At 61.2% G+C, this 15,851-nt stretch carries 16 protein-coding genes; 10 read left to right on the forward strand and 6 right to left on the reverse strand.

Annotation, left to right across the window (positions count from 1 at the left end):
* Window positions 1-62: 62 nt before the first annotated feature.
* Window positions 63-509: a hypothetical protein gene (locus tag Thiosp_RS07790; protein WP_201064192.1), complete on the forward strand. Its 447-nt coding sequence runs from the start codon at window positions 63-65 to the stop codon at window positions 507-509.
* A gap of 40 nt (window positions 510-549) precedes the next feature.
* Here the strand turns inward: Thiosp_RS07790 and ppk1 are convergent, their stop codons facing one another.
* Window positions 550-2,874 (reverse strand): polyphosphate kinase 1, encoded by a 2,325-nt coding sequence (gene ppk1, locus Thiosp_RS07795; RefSeq protein WP_242518323.1) that lies wholly within the window; start codon window positions 2,872-2,874, stop codon window positions 550-552.
* A gap of 76 nt (window positions 2,875-2,950) precedes the next feature.
* Here ppk1 and cmoA point away from each other — a divergent pair, with 76 nt between their 5' ends.
* Both cmoA and cmoB read left to right on the forward strand, forming a co-directional pair.
* Entirely contained in the window at window positions 2,951-3,697 is a 747-nt protein-coding gene (gene cmoA, locus Thiosp_RS07800; RefSeq protein ID WP_201064196.1) for a carboxy-S-adenosyl-L-methionine synthase CmoA, read from the forward strand.
* A 1-nt stretch (window position 3,698) separates the two neighbouring features.
* Window positions 3,699-4,688, forward strand: coding sequence for a tRNA 5-methoxyuridine(34)/uridine 5-oxyacetic acid(34) synthase CmoB (gene cmoB / locus Thiosp_RS07805; protein ID WP_201064201.1), 990 nt, complete (start codon window positions 3,699-3,701; stop codon window positions 4,686-4,688).
* A gap of 133 nt (window positions 4,689-4,821) precedes the next feature.
* Here the strand turns inward: cmoB and Thiosp_RS07810 are convergent, their stop codons facing one another.
* Window positions 4,822-5,115, reverse strand: a complete 294-nt coding sequence (locus Thiosp_RS07810) for a nucleotidyltransferase domain-containing protein (protein ID WP_201064203.1) — start codon at window positions 5,113-5,115, stop codon at window positions 4,822-4,824.
* Between the two features lie 205 nt (window positions 5,116-5,320).
* Between Thiosp_RS07810 and crcB the strand changes: the two genes are divergently transcribed.
* From crcB to serS, 3 genes are all read left to right on the forward strand, one after another.
* Window positions 5,321-5,704, forward strand: coding sequence for a fluoride efflux transporter CrcB (gene crcB, locus Thiosp_RS07815; protein WP_201064205.1), 384 nt, complete (start codon window positions 5,321-5,323; stop codon window positions 5,702-5,704).
* 49 nt (window positions 5,705-5,753) lie between these two features.
* The gene (locus Thiosp_RS07820; RefSeq protein WP_201064207.1) at window positions 5,754-6,080 is read left to right on the forward strand and encodes a DUF190 domain-containing protein; all 327 of its coding nucleotides are present in this window, start codon (window positions 5,754-5,756) and stop codon (window positions 6,078-6,080) included.
* An 87-nt stretch (window positions 6,081-6,167) separates the two neighbouring features.
* A complete protein-coding gene (gene serS, locus Thiosp_RS07825; RefSeq protein WP_201064209.1) occupies window positions 6,168-7,454 on the forward strand; it encodes a serine--tRNA ligase in 1,287 nt (428 codons plus the stop codon).
* 187 nt (window positions 7,455-7,641) lie between these two features.
* On the opposite strand, the gene Thiosp_RS07830 is transcribed toward serS, so the two are convergent.
* The 4 genes from Thiosp_RS07830 to Thiosp_RS07845 all read right to left on the reverse strand — a co-directional run bounded on the left by Thiosp_RS07830 (window position 7,642) and on the right by Thiosp_RS07845 (window position 10,577).
* Window positions 7,642-7,989: a NifB/NifX family molybdenum-iron cluster-binding protein gene (locus Thiosp_RS07830; RefSeq protein ID WP_201064211.1), complete on the reverse strand. Its 348-nt coding sequence runs from the start codon at window positions 7,987-7,989 to the stop codon at window positions 7,642-7,644.
* A gap of 70 nt (window positions 7,990-8,059) precedes the next feature.
* Complete coding sequence (locus Thiosp_RS07835) at window positions 8,060-8,482, reverse strand: DUF6858 family protein (protein WP_201064214.1); 423 nt, start codon at window positions 8,480-8,482, stop codon at window positions 8,060-8,062.
* Window positions 8,483-8,559: 77 nt separating this feature from the next.
* Window positions 8,560-9,606, reverse strand: a complete 1,047-nt coding sequence (locus Thiosp_RS07840; RefSeq protein WP_201064216.1) for an SLAC1 anion channel family protein — start codon at window positions 9,604-9,606, stop codon at window positions 8,560-8,562.
* Between the two features lie 263 nt (window positions 9,607-9,869).
* Complete coding sequence (locus Thiosp_RS07845; RefSeq protein WP_201064218.1) at window positions 9,870-10,577, reverse strand: Crp/Fnr family transcriptional regulator; 708 nt, start codon at window positions 10,575-10,577, stop codon at window positions 9,870-9,872.
* 301 nt (window positions 10,578-10,878) lie between these two features.
* On the opposite strand from Thiosp_RS07845, the gene Thiosp_RS07850 reads away from it, so the two are divergent.
* From Thiosp_RS07850 to Thiosp_RS07865, 4 genes are all read left to right on the forward strand, one after another.
* Window positions 10,879-12,933, forward strand: coding sequence for an ATP-binding cassette domain-containing protein (locus Thiosp_RS07850; RefSeq protein ID WP_201064223.1), 2,055 nt, complete (start codon window positions 10,879-10,881; stop codon window positions 12,931-12,933).
* 46 nt (window positions 12,934-12,979) lie between these two features.
* Window positions 12,980-13,861, forward strand: coding sequence for an ATPase (locus tag Thiosp_RS07855; RefSeq protein ID WP_201064224.1), 882 nt, complete (start codon window positions 12,980-12,982; stop codon window positions 13,859-13,861).
* A gap of 12 nt (window positions 13,862-13,873) precedes the next feature.
* Window positions 13,874-14,944 carry a homoserine O-succinyltransferase MetA gene (gene metA / locus Thiosp_RS07860; RefSeq protein ID WP_201064226.1) on the forward strand — a complete coding sequence of 357 codons (1,071 nt, stop codon included), beginning with the start codon at window positions 13,874-13,876 and terminating at the stop codon, window positions 14,942-14,944.
* Window positions 14,945-15,562: 618 nt separating this feature from the next.
* Window positions 15,563-15,817, forward strand: a complete 255-nt coding sequence (locus tag Thiosp_RS07865) for a hypothetical protein (RefSeq protein ID WP_201064228.1) — start codon at window positions 15,563-15,565, stop codon at window positions 15,815-15,817.
* Window positions 15,818-15,851: the final 34 nt, after the last annotated feature.

Below are 15,851 nucleotides of genomic sequence, written 5' to 3' on the forward strand. Positions count from 1 at the left end.
CTGAGTGCCATCGCCCATGACAAGCCGACCAGATTGCCGCCGAATCAATGGAGGATCTGCCTATGATCGCCTTCTCTCAGCTTCACGCCCAGAACCACAAAATCACCGAGCTCTCAAACATCTTCCTGTACCTGGTGCAGAATCGCGAGATGTGCGACACCGCGACCGCTTGTGACGTGTTCTTTGAGTACACAAGCAAGGTCAAGGAACATATCGAGCTTGTCGATCGCGAACTTTGCGGGCGACTGATTTCCTACCCCGACCAATCGGTCAAGAACACCGCCAGCCGCTTTCTGTCGGGCTCCACCGAGATCAAGCGGATTTTTAATAACTATCTCAAGGAATGGTGTTCTGAGCCCCAGCGCCGGCTGCGTATTCGCGACCATCAGTATTTTCTGAGCGAGACCGAGCAGATGTTCGGACTGGTGCTTGATCGCATTCAGCGCGAGACCGAGCACCTGTATCCGCTGCTGCGCAAGCTCGAGGGGCACCAGGCCGAGGCTGCCTGACGCCCCACTCACAGACGGGGGACGGGGTGACGCGTCGGGACTAGGACTGATTCGCCGCCAGTCGACGCTCGAAATGGCTGAGTAGCCGCGAGCGCAGGGTCTTTTCCTTGTGCTTGGCGGCTGCCGCCAAGCGTTTCTCGGCGACCTGAATCGCCAGGTCCTGCGCGCCCTTGGTGTTCTCATCGCTGGGCTGACGCTGCACATAGGTGCCGTCAGGCTGCATGTCCCAGGCGGAGCGCGTATCGGCCAACTGCACGTCGAGAATGAGGCGCAACTCCTGCTGCAGTTCCGGGTTTTCGACCGGGGCATGCACTTCCACCCGGGATTCGAGATTGCGCCGCATCATGTCGGCCGAGCCGAAGAAATATTCTTCCTCCCCACCGTTGCGGAAGTACAGAATCCGCCCGTGCTCGAGGAATCTCCCGACGATGCTCACCACCCGCCCGGTCTCGGACAGGCCCGGTAGGCCGGGGCGATAGCGGCAGGTGTCACGCACGATCAAATCCACCTTCACGCCGGCGCGACTGGCCTTGTAGAGCGCTCGGGTGATGTCTGGGTCCTCAAGCGCGTTCATTTTCATCTGGATCAGTCCACCGCCGTCGCGCTGGTGGTGCTCAATCTCGCGCTGGATGCGGCTGAGAATCCCTGGCTTGAGGGTGTAGGGGGCGGCGAGAATTTTGCGATAGCTCGGCGGCGGAGAATAGCCGGTCAGATAATTAAAGAGTTCGGTTAGATCCTGGCCGATCTCTTCGTCGCAGCCGAGCATGCCCAAGTCGGTGTAGAGCTTGGCGGTGCCGGCGTGATAGTTGCCCGTGCCGATGTGGTAATAGCGCCTTAGCTGGGAATAATCGCGGCGCACGACAAAGATCAGCTTGCTGTGGGTTTTCAGGCCCATCACGCCATAGGTGACATGAATCCCTTCGGATTCCAGCCGGCGCGCCCAGCCGATATTGGCCGCCTCGTCGAAGCGCGCCTTGAGCTCCACCAAGACCGCGACCTGCTTGCCATTGCGCGCGGCCACGATCAGTGAGTCCAGAATGGCCCCAGCCGAGGTGCGATACAGCGTCATTTTGATCGCGAGCACCTTGGGGTCCTTGGCGGCAGTAGCCAGAAAACGCTCCACCGTGGTCGAGAAGGACTCATAGGGATGCTGCAACAGCAGTGGCCCGTTCTCGCGGATCACATGGAAAATATTGCGCCTGTCGTTCGCCAGCAGCGGGTGATCCCCGGGGCGATGGGTTTTGTAATGCAGATCGGGTAGCTTGAGTCCGGCGAGCTCGAACAGATCGCGCTTGGCCATCATGCCGGCCACTTCATAGACATCCTCGGCCTCATTCAGGCCCAGCTCCGCCGCCAGCATGCCGCGGTGCACCCGGTCCATACCGGCCTGCACCTGCAGGCGCACGATGGGCGCAAAGTGACGCTCGCGCAGCTCGGTCTCGATCATCTCCAGCAGATCGTTCGCCGCCTCGGCCTCGGGCTCGACAATGGCGTTGCGGGTGACGCGAAACAGCTCGCAACTCTCGATCTCCATGCCGGGAAACAGCATGTCGAGATTGTGCTTGATCAAATCGTCGAGGGTGACGAAGGTATTGACGTTATCAACCTGAATCAGCCGCTTGGACACATCCTTGCTGACCGGTACCTTGATGCGCGCCATGTAAGTTTCGTTGCCGCCGGGGTAGCGCAGCCGCACCAGCAGATTGAGCGCCAGGTTGGAGATGAACGGGAAGGGATGGGTCGGGTCCATCGCCAACGGCGTGATCATCGGGAAGATATCGGTGCGGAAGTGCTCGCGCAGCCGCGCGCGGGCATCCTCGGGCAGGGTCTCGATGGCGACCAGGCGAATGTCGTGCGCTTCCAGCTCCTGCATCAGTGCGTCGTAGAGCTGTTCCTGTTCCTCCTGCAGTTCGGCGATGACGGCGCCGCACTCAGCGAGCTGCTGATCGGGCGTGCGCCCGTCGATGGTGCGCGAATGCACGCCGGCGGCAAGCTGCTGCTTAAGCCCGCCGATGCGCTTCATGAAGAACTCATCGAGGTTATTGCTGACAATGGCCAGAAATTTGACCCGCTCCAGCAAGGGCGTGCGCGCGTCTTGGCCTTCATGCAGCACGCGCCGGTTGAACGCGAGCCAGGTCAGCTCGCGATTCAAGTAGATCGTGGGATCATCGAGGTCGATTTGCTCGGCGGCAGACGGGGGGGCGTCTGCCTGATAGCTTGAATCAGGCTGGATCGAATCAGGCTGGATCGGATCAATCTGGCTCGAGTCAAGCGTTGTCAGTGCATTGCCGACAGCAGCTTCATCTTCGGCTTGAGCTGCATCAGTGGTGGATTCTTGGGACTCGGCGGCATCATTAAGCATCATCGGCGTTTCCTGCATCAATAATAGCCGCGTTATGCTAGCAGTCTTCACACCCTCTTGTGTTGCCGGAATTTGACGGATGACCACCGCCTTGGCAGATGACACCCGCGACCGACTCTACGCTGCATCCGATGCTGCGCCCGGGGATTTTTGCTTCGATGCCTCAGTAGCGCAGGTTTTTCCTGACATGATCGCGCGCTCGGTGCCCTGCTATCGGGATCTGGTGGCGCTCATGGCTTTGGTTGGCGGGCGATTCTTGAGCCCCGGCGCGCGCTGTTTCGACCTTGGCTGCTCGCTTGGTGCCGTCAGCGCGGCGCTGCTCGCCCATCATCAGGACAGCGACCTGCGCCTGGTCGCGGTCGATAATTCCCAGGCCATGATCGACAGACTGAGCCAGCGCATGGCAGCGGAAATCGCCTCGGGTCGGCTCGAGCCGCGTTGCGCGGATGTTCTGGAAGTCGATACCAGCGGTGCCAGTCTTGTGGTCTTGAACCTCACCTTGCAATTTATTCGCCCCGAGCAGCGTCTGGTGCTGCTCCAACGGCTGCGCCAGCGCCTGGAGCCAGGCGGCGGTCTGTTGCTGGCCGAGAAGGTGCGCAGCGCGGATGCCGCGGCCGAGGATTTTCTGACGGCCTCGCATGCTGAGTTCAAACGCGCCAATGGGTATTCCGAGCTCGAGATCAGCCGCAAGCGCGCCGCGCTTGAGCGGGTGATGCGCCTCGACACAGCGGCTGATCACCGAGAGCGCCTGCAGGCAGCCGGCTTCGCGCATGTCGTGCAATGGTTCCAATGTCTGAACTTCGTCGCCTGGGCCGCTTGGACCTAGCATGGGCAACCTGGATCTCAGCCTGTTCGAGCCCTTTTTCGTGCACTGGCAGCAGAGCGCCGCTGCGGATTGGGTGCCGCATCTGCGCGCGCTTACCGAGTCCCGGCTGGCCGCGCCCCGGCACGGTGACTGGCCGCAATGGATGGATGCAATCAGCGCTTTGCCTGATGTCACGGCAAAGAGGGTGTGCCTTGATCAGCCTTGCGTCGGCGCGCAGTCCGAGCGGCCGATGCGTGAAGCCGAGCAGGCTGAGCTGCGCGCCGCGCTGATGACCCTGCACCCGTGGCGCAAGGGACCTTTCTGTTTGCATGGCATCACCATCGACGCCGAATGGCGCTCGGATTGGAAATGGGCGCGTCTGGCGCGTGCGCTTGGTGGTGTTTTGGACGGTGCCGTGGTGCTCGATATCGGCTGCGGCAACGGCTATTACGGCTATCGCGCCCTCGGCGCTGGCGCGCGCCTGGTGCTTGGCATCGACCCCGGGCTGCGCTTCATCGCCCAGTTTCTGGCAGTGAATCACTTCCTTCGCAGCGAGCGTCTCGCGGTGCTGCCCCTGGCCGATGACGACCTGCAGGACTTGGGGCCGGGCGTCGACCTACTGCTGTCGATGGGGGTGCTCTATCACCGCCGCGACCCGCTGCAGCATCTGCGTATTCTGAAACAACTGCTGCGCCCCGGCGGGCGCCTGCTGCTCGAGACCCTGGTACTTGAGACCTCAGCAGACACCGTGTTAGAGCCGCCCGAGCGCTATGCGCAGATGCGCAATGTCTATGCGATTCCGAGCGTTTCTTGCTTGGAAAGGTGGCTGCGTGAGACAGGCTTTTGTCATGTTGACCTGGTTGATATCACACCGACTGACAGTGCGGAGCAACGCCGCACCGAGTGGATGCGCTTTCAATCCCTGACCGATTTCCTCGATCCCGCCGACCCCAAGCGCACTATCGAAGGCCACCCCGCGCCCGTGCGTGCCATGTTGCTTGCGGAGCGCTGATTGCGGAATGGCGATTCGGTCCCTCAGGTGACCCTGTCTGCTGCTGCGCACAAGTGCTCGACCATGGATAAAATGGAGGGGGTTTCTACATGGATGGCGTTCAGCGTTTCTGCTAAAACCTCTTGGCGCGGCGTCATAAGCGCTGGCCTTCCGCTCGGGCTTGACGCATGAAGGCTGTCAGCGGCTCTCGGCAAACCAGCACATCCACCGGTCGGTGCAGACCGCGCTCAAGCTCGCGACCTAGAGCCTGACGGGCTAACAGCAAATTCTCGGGTAGGGGCGCGGTCGGTTCGATATAGAGGTCAATATCGCCACCGCGGGCGTCGTCGTCAAGGGCGGAGCCGAATAGCCAGATCTCGCTCCCGACACCAAAGCGGGCCTCCGCGGCGTGGCGGATTTGGGAAATGTCGTTACTATCGAGTCGCATCTGGGTCAATACCGCGATTTTGGTCGAGGAGCATCCGGTGTTCACTTGTGCCAGGGGCTGCGTCTGCGGCTTGTCGCACAAACAGCGGGGTCGCACAAAGAGCCGGCGGAGCCTGCATCCCATGGTTATAATGTGCGTCCGATAAAGTCAAGCCACGCAAGGAACTGGCGCACAAGTTCATCCATCAGATGTTGCGACATTTTTCATGGCCGCATTCCTGCAGTTAGGTGCCATTGCTGCCGGCGGTGCCTTGGGTGCTGTCTCACGTTTTGGGGTATCGACCGGCGTCTACCGGTTGCTCGGCCGGGATTTTCCCTGGGGAACCCTGGCCGTTAATCTCGGTGGTTCGCTGCTGATGGGCGCGCTGTTCGTGCTCTTTATCGAGCGCAGCGCCGTGGCGAGCGAGTGGCGCTCGGCGTTGCTAATCGGCTTTCTTGGTGCATTCACCACATTCTCAACCTTCTCGCTCGAAACTCTGGTGCTGTTAGAGCAGGGCGAGATGGCGCGCGCGCTGCTTAATATCGGCGCCAGCGTGCTGCTGTGTCTCGGCGCCTGCTGGCTCGGCATGGTCGCGGCACGGACAATGTGATAGGTTTTTCGACTGTTAGAGGTCACCAAGCCAACAGAGGGCTGCCACAATGACATTGGTCGAAGCCACCATGGTGCGGGTTTATTTGTCGGAGTCGGACCGCGAGCTCAACGCGCTGCTCAAATGCCTGCATGACGAGTTGCACGTCTGCGGCGCGACTGTGATGCGCGGCGTTGCTGGTTTCGGTAAGTCAGGCGTTGTGCACAGCGCGAGCCTGCTCGATTTGTCTGCCGACCTGCCGCTGGTGCTCGAGTTTTTTGACCGCCCCGAGCGGGCGCGGGTGGCCGTCGAGCGCATTCGCGATTTCGTCGAGCCGGGACACTTGGTCTCCTGGAATGTGATGGTCGAGCCAGCCCAGCTGGATCAACAGGCCTAAGGCTCATGAATTCCATCTTCACCCAGATTTCTATCGTCGCCCACATCAGAAAAGTAATCAGAAAAGCAACAGGATTCAATCAGAACTATGCTGGACCCCCGACTGTTACGCGCGGAGCTCGATCAAGTCGCCGCGCAGCTCGCGCGCCGTGGTTTCGCGCTGGATACCCAGGCCATTCAGGCGCTCGAAGACCGTCGCAAACAGGTGCAGGTGCGGGTGCAGGAGCTGCAGAATCTGCGCAATACTCGTTCCAAGGCTATCGGCAAGGCGCGCGCCGCCGGTGAGGACATCGAGCCACTCAAAGCCGAGGTCAGTGCTTTTGGCGAGGAGCTGAAACAGCTCGACACTGATCTTGGCGAGATTCAGGACCAGCTGCGAGCCATTGCGCTTGGGCTGCCCAATCTCCCCGATGCCAGCGTGCCCGAGGGCGCGGACGAGAGCGCCAACCGCGAGGAGCGCCGTTGGGGTGAGCCGCGGAGTTTCGACTTCGCCCCGCGCGACCACGTTGACCTTGGCACCGCCGGCGGCTGGATGGACTTCGACCGCGCCGCCACCATCGCCGCCGCCCGCTTCGCGGTGCTCAGCGGCCCGATGGCGCGGCTGCAACGCGCGCTGGTGCAGTTCATGCTCGATATCCACACCCAGGAGCATGGCTACCAGGAGGTCTATGTGCCTTACCTGGTCAATGCCACCAGCCTGGAAGGGACCGGGCAGCTGCCGAAGTTCGAGCAGGACCTGTTCAAGATTCCCGGCGAGCGGGATTTTTATCTCATCCCGACCGCCGAGGTGCCGGTCACCAACCTGCTGCGCGACAGCATTCAGGAGGCCGACAGCCTGCCGCGTCGCTTCGTCGCCCATACCCCCTGCTTCCGCAGCGAGGCCGGCTCTCACGGCAAGGACACCCGCGGCCTAATCCGCCAGCATCAGTTCGAGAAGGTCGAGTTGGTGCAGGCCGTGCGTCCGGAAGAGTCCATGGCCGCGCTCGAACAGCTCACCGGCCATGCCGAGACCATTCTTCAGCGCCTGGAGCTACCCTATCGCGTTGTCACCCTATGCACTGGCGACCTCGGCTTCTCTGCCACCAAAACCTACGATCTCGAAGTCTGGCTGCCCGGCCAGCAGTGTTACCGAGAAATCTCCTCCTGTAGCAACTTTGCTGACTTCCAGGCCCGTCGCCTGCTCGCCCGTTATCGCCACCCCGACACCGGCAAGCCCGAACTGCTGCATACCTTAAACGGCTCCGGCCTCGCCGTCGGCCGCACCCTGGTCGCGCTGATTGAAAACGGCCAGCAGGCTGACGGCAGCATTCGCATCCCCAAGGCATTGCAGCCCTATCTTGGTGGTCTGGAAATGCTTGATGCAAAAGCCTGCTGACAATGGGTGTTTGGGGCGGGGCTAAGGAGTGGGCGCCAGTCTAGGGGAGTCTGGCGGATTCAAATGGTGAGCGGATGCTCATGCTGAAAGCCTCCCCCGTGAATGAACGGGGCTGACTTGCCAGCCGGTTGGGCTTCAGACGCAGGGTCCGGGTGCGGAACCCGGATGCTGCTCTTTTATCGCGAGATTAATGTTCGTGGGGCGCCGCAGGCGGCAGGGGTTCGCCGGCGGCGAGGGCCTTGAGTGCGGGCTCGATCTCGGGCTCGCTGGTTTGGATGACGGTGATGCCATTGGCGGCCATGCGCTCGCCGAAGCGCTCGCCAGCGCCACCAGTGATGAGATGAGTCAGGCCTTGCTCAAACAACGGATGCTCGGGGCCGCGAGTGTCGTGAAGGCTCATGCCCTTGGGCAAGTCGAGGCGCTCGCGTTCAGTGATCTGCCCGTCGGTGTCGATGTCGAACAGGATGAAACGGCGGCTTTTGCCGGCGTGGCCGGTAATGGTGCGGAAGTTCTGGCTGCTGACGGCGACGCGCATCAGTGGGTCTCGCTTTGGTTGGCTTGGTGGGGTTGGCTTGGTGGGGTGGGATTGGTGGGGTGGGATTGGTTTAGTGGCCGTTGGGACGGTCGTCGTTGGCTTGGCCCCGTCTGAGGCTCTCGGCCCAGTCTTCCATCGCGGTGTTGGCGATGGGCATGGGGGTTTCCATAAAGCTGATCATAAATCCGTTGGTGGTCTCCGCCACGCCGATGGAGCGCGGGCGCACGGCCAGGGCTTCAGGGCAGGGCAGGGCAAGGCCGAAGCAGAAGATGATGTTTTTCGCGGCCAGGATGTCGCTGTCGATCTGACCTTCTGGCAGGCGGCAGGTATGGGCGTAGTGATCGAAAACGGCGATGAAATGCGCGCAGCGGTGGGCCTCGATGCGCTCGTGCAGGTAGTCGCAGATGGCGTCGACCGAGTCGAAGTCGGTCTCATCGCGGCCGATTTCCATCACAAAGAGCGGATATTTTTCGAACAATAACTGGTTTTTCATCGCCTGTGTGCGTCCTGCTCCCGGGAGAGCGCTTTGACAGCCGGCAGCTTCAAGAGCGGTTGTTTGGGGAATGGTGTTTAAACATGCGGCATGCAGATCTGCTTGGCGCCGATGGCCTGCGCGGTGCGAAACAGCAAGAAGAGCACTACTAGAGTGACGGCCGCGAGCAGTACCCAGCCAATGATGGCGAAGGTCTGCAGGCCGGTCAGTTCGTACATCATTAGGGTTGCGATGGTGATCGCCGCGAGCGGGAAGGAGTAAGCCCACCAGGACAGGTAGAACTGAATGCGCAGGAAACGCCCGATCTGCGTCGCCAGCAGCAGGGTGAGAAAAAGCCCGCTGTAGTAGAGGATGCGGGCGAAGGCATCCGGACTGCCGGCTTCCATCAGTCCGCTCAGGCGCGCGTAGGCGATAAAGCCGACCGCAGGCGGGGCGATGAGAATGAACAAGGTCGGCATCAGCCGCTCCGGCAGCGGGTGATGAAATAACATGCGATAGATGATGATGGTGAGCAGCACCAGCCAGAACAGCATGCCGATGCTGAAGAAGAACCATGACAACTCGGCATAACCCAGGGGCACACCGGCGATGGGGACCAGCACATTGCCGACGATGGGGATGAACCAGGCCGGGTTGATGTGGTGTACCTCGAAATGCTCCTGGTGCATCCAGGCACTCATCACATAGATGGTTAACACCAGATGGATGGCGGTGCCCAGCATCCACAGCACTTGCGCGACTGCCGGTGCAGAATCTAGCAGGGCAATACTGAGTAGCAGCAGGCTGATGGAAATGGTCGGGACGAAATTGAGCTGCACCGGGTTACCGAGCTCTTTCATTACCGCTTGCGGAAAGCGCAGCAGCTTGACCAGGTAGAGCAGCAGCGCGAACGCGAACACCGCGATGGCTACACCGAGTAGTCCGCCGGCCATATCGACCGGAATGCCGAAGGTGCTCTGTGCCTTGTGCCAGGCGATGGAGACCCCGGTCAGCCCCATGACGATGGCAAAGAAGGCAACCGGAAAGTGCTTGAGTCGAGGCTCGCGCGCTGTCGAGGCGGCTTGACTGGCCGCTGCCGGGTCTGGCTGATTGGGGGCGGCGGATGATGCGGAAGCAGTGGTCATGGCGTTGGTTTCGATGAGCAGGGGTCTGTTTCAGCGCTGGCCTTCATGACGGATTTCATGGGTTCATTCCGGGGTGACCGGAACCATGAGCCTGAGGTCAGGCGGCAGGGTAATCAGACGGCGAGGATTCGCGCATTGAAATGGCGCAATGGCGCGCGTCCGGAATGGGGGAGTCAACGGGGCGGCAAGGACTTCGCCGTGGGCGCCAAGGTGGCTGATGCCGCTTGAAAAACAGGCGGTGCAAGCTGAAACCCGCGCGTTCTTCAGTCCTCGGCAATACGGCGCAGGTTGGCGATGTCGAGCAAAAAATTGTTGGTGCGTGACTCGACGATCAGGCTCTCGCGCTTGAAGCCGGCAATGGTGCGGCTGGCCGTCTCTGTCGTGATGCCGAGCATGGCCCCCATGTCCTCGCGGCTGAACAGCTGGCATTCGCTCGACTCGCGATCGCGCACCAGGCGCAGCAGCAGGCGGGCGACGCGCTGGCGCGCCGAGCCGGTGGACAGTTCCGTGAGCCAGGCATCGGCCTCGTTCAGCGCATGCTGCCAGCGCGACATCAGTTCACGGTGCAGACCGGGGTTCTCTTCGGAGAGCTTTTGCACCGTGCGGGTGGGGAAGCGGCATACCTCGGTCGGCTGCAGGGCGATGGCATCGTGGTGATAACCTTCCCCCAGCATGGCTTCCAGACCGAGCACATCGCTGCCGCGCACAATGCGCACAATGCGCTGGCTGCCATCGGCCAGGTACTGGACCAACTTCAGCGCGCCGGAGCGGATGGTGAACATGAACTCGCCGTGATCGCCGGTTTGGTAGAGCGCGGTGCCCGGCTTGAGGCTGAACTGATCGATAGGATCGTGAATTGTCTCGAAGTCCTTTTCCTGAAGGCCGGCGAAGAGTGCCGAGGCGCGCAGGGCGCAATTGCGGCAGTCGGCCTCTCCGGCCCAGGCTTCGCGTAAGCTGACGGGCTTGCTCATTGGGATTCAATGCCCCTGTACTGATGTTCCTGTTGTTTTGGCATCGCCGGCGGCAATGCGCGAAATGCGTCTGATCATTGCAATTTCGCGCTGGACGGCTGCATGTCCTCGCGTTGAGCGAAGTTTACCGGATTTCGCGCCCGCTGTTGCCCTCAATTGACCGCGTGCGGCCCTGACATCAAGCAGAAGAACCGCGGCAGATGCCTCGCGGCATTGCAAGGCGCAGCAGGTTCCTTCTGCGCTATCATGCCGGGTTTGTTAAGCCCATTCGGGTTTGTGCAACCCTTGTAGTTGAACGCTGATGCCGCTGTTGTCTCTGCGCAACCTGTCCCTGGCCTATGGTGCCGAGCCCCTGCTCGATGGCGTCGATCTCGACCTGGAAGCGGGCGAGCGGGTGTGCCTGCTTGGTCGCAACGGGGCGGGCAAGTCGACGCTTCTTAGAATCATCGCCGGCGAACTTCAAGCCGATAGCGGGGAAGTCCGGCTCGACCCCAGGCAGCGGGCCGCCAAGCTGGCGCAGGAGGCCCCCCTTGGTGGCGATGAGAGTGTGCTTGAGGTGGTCGCCGCCGGCCTTGGCAATCTTGGGGCGCTGGTCGCTGAATACCATCGCCTAAGCCATGCCCTGAGCGCTCGTGTCGGCACTGAGGAGGGGGCGCGTGCAAGCAGCGGCGAAGCTGAGAAAGTGCAACCCAGCGCAGGCACTGGGCGGGGACCTGATCCTCAACCGGGAACTGGGGAGGAGGCAGAGGCACTCGAGCGCTTGGCCGCGATTCAACACAGATTAGAAGCCGACGGTGGTTGGGAGCTGGAACAGCGCGCCGAGCGGGTCATCACCCGCTTGGGATTGGATGCCGAGGCGCGTTATGGCGACCTCTCCGGCGGCTGGCGCCGACGGGTGCTGCTGGCCCAAGCCCTGGTGCGCGAGCCTGACCTGCTGTTGCTTGATGAGCCGACCAACCATCTGGACATCGAGGCCATTGAATGGCTTGAGGAATTTCTGCTCGGCTTTCGCGGTGCGCTGCTGTTTATCACCCATGACAGGCGTTTTCTGCGCCGGCTTGCCACTCGAATTCTGGAGCTCGACCGTGGTCAGCTGACCGACTGGCCGGGCGATTATGCCAACTATCTGCGCCGACGCGAAGAACGCTGGCATGCCGAAGACCTTGAGCGCGCCCGTTTCGACAAAAAGCTCGCCGCCGAGGAGGTGTGGATTCGCCAGGGCGTGCAAGCACGGCGCACCCGCAACGAGGGGCGAGTGCGCGCACTGCAGGCCATGCGCAGCGACCGCCAGGACAGACGCGAGCGCGGCGGCCAGGCGCGTCTGCGCATCGATAGCGGCGAGCGCAGCGGCAAGTTGGTGGTGGAGACGGAAGCTCTCAGCTTCACCTGGGACGGCTCGCCCGTTGACAGTGGGCCGATTGTGAGTGGGCCTATTGTTAGTGGATTGAACACCACCATCCTGCGCGGCGACCGCGTCGGCATCATCGGTCCCAATGGCGCCGGCAAGACCACTCTGCTCAAACTGCTGCTCGGCGAGCTCGAGCCTAGCAGCGGAAACATCCGCCGCGGCACCCGGCTGCAAATCGCTTATTTCGACCAACTGCGCGCCCAGCTCAATCCAAGCTTAAGCGTTTGCGACAACCTCGCCGGCGGGCGCGAGCGCATCGAGATCGCCGGCAGCAGCCAGCACGTGCTTGGTTATCTCAAGGATTTCCTGTTCGAACCCGATCGCGCGCGCCAGCCGGTCTCGGCCCTGTCTGGCGGCGAGCGCAACCGCCTGCTGCTCGCCAAGCTCTTCACCCTGCCGGCTAATCTATTGGTGCTCGACGAGCCCACGAATGACCTCGACGCCGAAACCCTGGAACTGCTCGAGGAGCGCCTGCACGAGTTCGATGGCACCCTGCTGATCGTCAGTCACGACCGTGAGCTGCTCGATAACCTGGTGACCTCAACCCTGGTGTTCGAGGCCCCCGGCCAGGTGGTCGAGTACGTCGGCGGCTACCAGGACTGGCTGCGCCAGCGCCAGGCTTCAACGTCAGAGCAGCGCGCGCGCCAAGACTCATCGAACAAGGCGGAGACTGCCAGCAAACCGCCGGCCAAGCGCACCTCAACCAAACTTGGTTATAAAGACCAGCGCGAACTCGACGCATTACCTGCGCAAATCGAGGCATTGGAGCAGGAGCAACAGACCCTCGAGCAACAACTCGCCGACCCGTCGCTCTATCAGCGCAGCGATGCCCAAGCCAAAGTCGCGGAGGCCAGCGCCCGGCTAGAGGCCGTCAAGCAGGAGCTGACCGACCGCTACGCGCGTTGGGAACTGCTGGAGGAAAAGCGGGAAGCCTGCGCATCGGGTTGAGCAGGAAATCTCATGTCTTTACCGGAGCACTCAGGAGCCCCAAAAGTTGAAATTCACCCTGGAATCTTTCCACCAGTGGCCTAACCGACGGGTCACCCTGCTTGGCATGTCCGGAGTCGGCAAGACCTATCTGTCGGCCCTGTTGCGCCGTAACGACTGGTTTCATTACTCCGGCGACTATCGCATCGGCACCCGCTATCTCGACGAGCCGATTCTGGACCTGATTAAAAGCCAGGCGATGCAGGTACCCTTCCTGCGTGATCTGCTTCGGCGCGACTGGATCGCTATCAAAAACAACATCAAGGTCTCCGACTTAGGCCCGGTGCTTAGCTTCGTCGGCCAGCTTGGCGACCCGGACAAAGGCGGCATGGGGCTGAAGGAATTCACTCGCCGCCAGGCCCTGTATCGCGATGCCGAGATCCAAGCCATGCGCGATGTGCCGAGCTTCATTGAGAAGGCAGGGGAAATCTACGGTTACCAGCACTTCGTCAATGATGTCGGCGGCAGCCTGTGCGAGCTCGATGCGCCCGAAATCATCGATCTGCTCGCACGCCACACGCTCATTCTCTATATAAAGGTCCCGCAGGAAGACGAAATCAAGCTCATCGAGCGCGCCCAGGCCGATCCCAAGCCGCTGTATTTTCGCCCCGACTTCCTGCTCTCCGCAGTCAAGGACTATCTCGCCGAGCGCCAACTCGAGTACGTCGCCGATATCGACCCGAACGACTTTACCCGCTGGGTTTTCCCGCGCTTGTTCCACTCCCGGGTCCCGCGCTACGAGGCGATCGCGCGTCCGCATGGCTATACCGTGAGCTCGAAAGAGGTTGCGCAAGTGCGCGACGAGCAGGACTTCATCGATCTGCTCGCTGCTGCCATCGTGCGCAAAGAAGCCGAGCCTGAATCTGAGCCAGAACCCCCAGCCATCTGAGGACTTACGTTCATGCCGCTTGTTGCTCATAACCAGTTGCCCGCCTTCGAGCGCCTGCGCGAAGAAGGCCAGAACATTGTTCCCGGCGATCATGCCGTGCAGCAGGACATTCGCGAACTGCATATCGGGTTGCTCAACATGATGCCGGACGCCGCCCTGCGCGCGACCGAGCGCCAGTTTCTGCGCCTGATTGGGCAGAGCAATCAGATCGCGCAGTTCTACGTGCATCCCTTCTCGCTCGACGGGCTCAGGCGCTCGGATGAGGCGCAGGCCTATATCGAGCGCTACTATGAGCCCTTCAGCCAGCTCAAGGCCGAGGGGCTCGACGCCCTGATCGTCACCGGTGCCAATGTCACCGAACCCAATCTGGCCGACGAACCCTTCTGGCAGCCGCTGATCGAGGTGATGGATTGGGCCACCGAGCATGTCACCTCAACTCTGTGCTCCTGCCTGGCGACTCATGCGGTGATGCAGTTTCGTTACGGCCAGCGGCGCGAGCGCCTGCCGAAGAAGCGCTGGGGCGTTTATGTGCATCGGGTGGTGGAACGCTCCCACCCGCTGGTCAGCAGCGTCAATACGCTGTTTGACGTGCCCCACTCGCGCTTCAATGAGATCAGCCGTGGCCAGTTCGATGAGGCCGGCTGTCGGGTGCTGGTGGAGAGCCAGAATGCCGGCGTGCATCTGGCCGTCAGCGATGATGGCTTCCGGCTGGTCATGTTCCAGGGCCATCCGGAATACGACCTGGTCTCGCTGCTCAAGGAGTACAAACGCGAAGTCGGGCGCTATATCGGCGGGGTGCGCAAGGATTACCCACCTTTTCCGGAGCATTTCTTTAACACCAAGGCGAAAGCCATCTTGCTTGAGCACCGCGATCTGGTGCAGCGCTACCTGGATCGTGGTCGCACGCCGCCTGAATTTCCGGAATCGCGCATCGCTACCATGCTCGATAATACCTGGCATGACAGCGCAGAGGGCGTGGTCGGTAACTGGATGGGCCTGATTTATCGGGTGACACACAACGACAGGCGGGTTCCCTTTATGGCTGGCGTGGACCCGGCTGATCCGCTCAGACTCGGGCGTTGATCATCGCTCTGTATCCGAGGCGCTAGTGCAGCGACTGCGGGGCAGTCTCCTTTGCCTGGCCTGGTGTTGCGCGAGCGCAAATATTGCAACCTTTATGCAACAAATGCCTTTTTCGGGTAATCTTGGATAGCAATAGGGGTAAATACTGAGATTTTTTTCTCATTTTCTTGTTTTCCCCGGTTGTCAATACCAATAACCCATACTAGACTGAGGGCAAGAGATCGAGATGTTACCTCAACGCAACATTGTCGGTTTCGCCGCTTGGGGTTTGTACGATTCGGGTTTTCCCTAGATCATCAACTGAGTTCATCGCAGACAATACGACGTAGGCTCGGCGTTTTTCTCTCTGGCGCGTACACCCGCGGCAGTCGCACCGTGATCCACTGACCCAGCAGCATGCTTTAGCTCAGTCAGGCGGTATCAGGTCGCTGGCGCCCATGTTCGAGAACCGCGATGTTTGAGAGCCGCGATGTTTGAGAAACGATGGCCTCTGAGAAAATTCCGCCGTGCAGGCCGCCCAAGTTTAGAGCAGGCCAAGTACTAAGCAGGCGCCGATAAGCCACGATTAAGTGCTACCAAAAGCCACATTTTCGCCACTGACTTTTCGAGACCAGATTCATGAATGACGAACAGCAAGAGATTACCCGTTACAAGTGGGATCAACCCTCAGGCTCGGGCTACCGCCTGCGCTATGACGCCGTCGATCCCGAGCACTGCTACCATGTCGAGGATTGCGACAATCATGTCGTGATGGATCACTGGGGCTGCGCCGACCTCGACGAGGCGCTTGACGTCCTCAACCAGCATTTCGACATCGACGTCAGCGAGGAGCGCGCGCGCGTCTCTGCCTGGCTGCCGAGCAGCATGCACTAAAGCAGCGCCCTCGCAGCGAAGGCGCGACAAGGCG

Origin of the sequence: Thiorhodovibrio litoralis, assembly GCF_033954455.1 — a bacterium.
Classification (GTDB): Bacteria; Pseudomonadota; Gammaproteobacteria; order Chromatiales; family Chromatiaceae; genus Thiorhodovibrio; species Thiorhodovibrio litoralis.

What these genes read in the sequence shown, in the direction of transcription:
- Thiosp_RS07830 (WP_201064211.1), bottom strand. Translation starts at nt 7,989, where the DNA reads ATGCGCGTCGCCGTCAGCAGCCAGAACTTCCGCACCATTACCGGCCAC.
- cmoA (WP_201064196.1), top strand. Translation starts at nt 2,951, where the DNA reads ATGACCACCGCCTTGGCAGATGACACCCGCGACCGACTCTACGCTGCA.
- ppk1 (WP_242518323.1), bottom strand. Translation starts at nt 2,874, where the DNA reads ATGATGCTTAATGATGCCGCCGAGTCCCAAGAATCCACCACTGATGCA.
- Thiosp_RS07835 (WP_201064214.1), bottom strand. Translation starts at nt 8,482, where the DNA reads ATGAAAAACCAGTTATTGTTCGAAAAATATCCGCTCTTTGTGATGGAA.
- Thiosp_RS07790 (WP_201064192.1), top strand. Translation starts at nt 63, where the DNA reads ATGATCGCCTTCTCTCAGCTTCACGCCCAGAACCACAAAATCACCGAG.
- Thiosp_RS07820 (WP_201064207.1), top strand. Translation starts at nt 5,754, where the DNA reads ATGACATTGGTCGAAGCCACCATGGTGCGGGTTTATTTGTCGGAGTCG.
- metA (WP_201064226.1), top strand. Translation starts at nt 13,874, where the DNA reads ATGCCGCTTGTTGCTCATAACCAGTTGCCCGCCTTCGAGCGCCTGCGC.
- cmoB (WP_201064201.1), top strand. Translation starts at nt 3,699, where the DNA reads ATGGGCAACCTGGATCTCAGCCTGTTCGAGCCCTTTTTCGTGCACTGG.
- Thiosp_RS07840 (WP_201064216.1), bottom strand. Translation starts at nt 9,606, where the DNA reads ATGACCACTGCTTCCGCATCATCCGCCGCCCCCAATCAGCCAGACCCG.
- serS (WP_201064209.1), top strand. Translation starts at nt 6,168, where the DNA reads ATGCTGGACCCCCGACTGTTACGCGCGGAGCTCGATCAAGTCGCCGCG.
- Thiosp_RS07865 (WP_201064228.1), top strand. Translation starts at nt 15,563, where the DNA reads ATGAATGACGAACAGCAAGAGATTACCCGTTACAAGTGGGATCAACCC.
- Thiosp_RS07845 (WP_201064218.1), bottom strand. Translation starts at nt 10,577, where the DNA reads ATGAGCAAGCCCGTCAGCTTACGCGAAGCCTGGGCCGGAGAGGCCGAC.
- Thiosp_RS07850 (WP_201064223.1), top strand. Translation starts at nt 10,879, where the DNA reads ATGCCGCTGTTGTCTCTGCGCAACCTGTCCCTGGCCTATGGTGCCGAG.
- crcB (WP_201064205.1), top strand. Translation starts at nt 5,321, where the DNA reads ATGGCCGCATTCCTGCAGTTAGGTGCCATTGCTGCCGGCGGTGCCTTG.
- Thiosp_RS07810 (WP_201064203.1), bottom strand. Translation starts at nt 5,115, where the DNA reads ATGCGACTCGATAGTAACGACATTTCCCAAATCCGCCACGCCGCGGAG.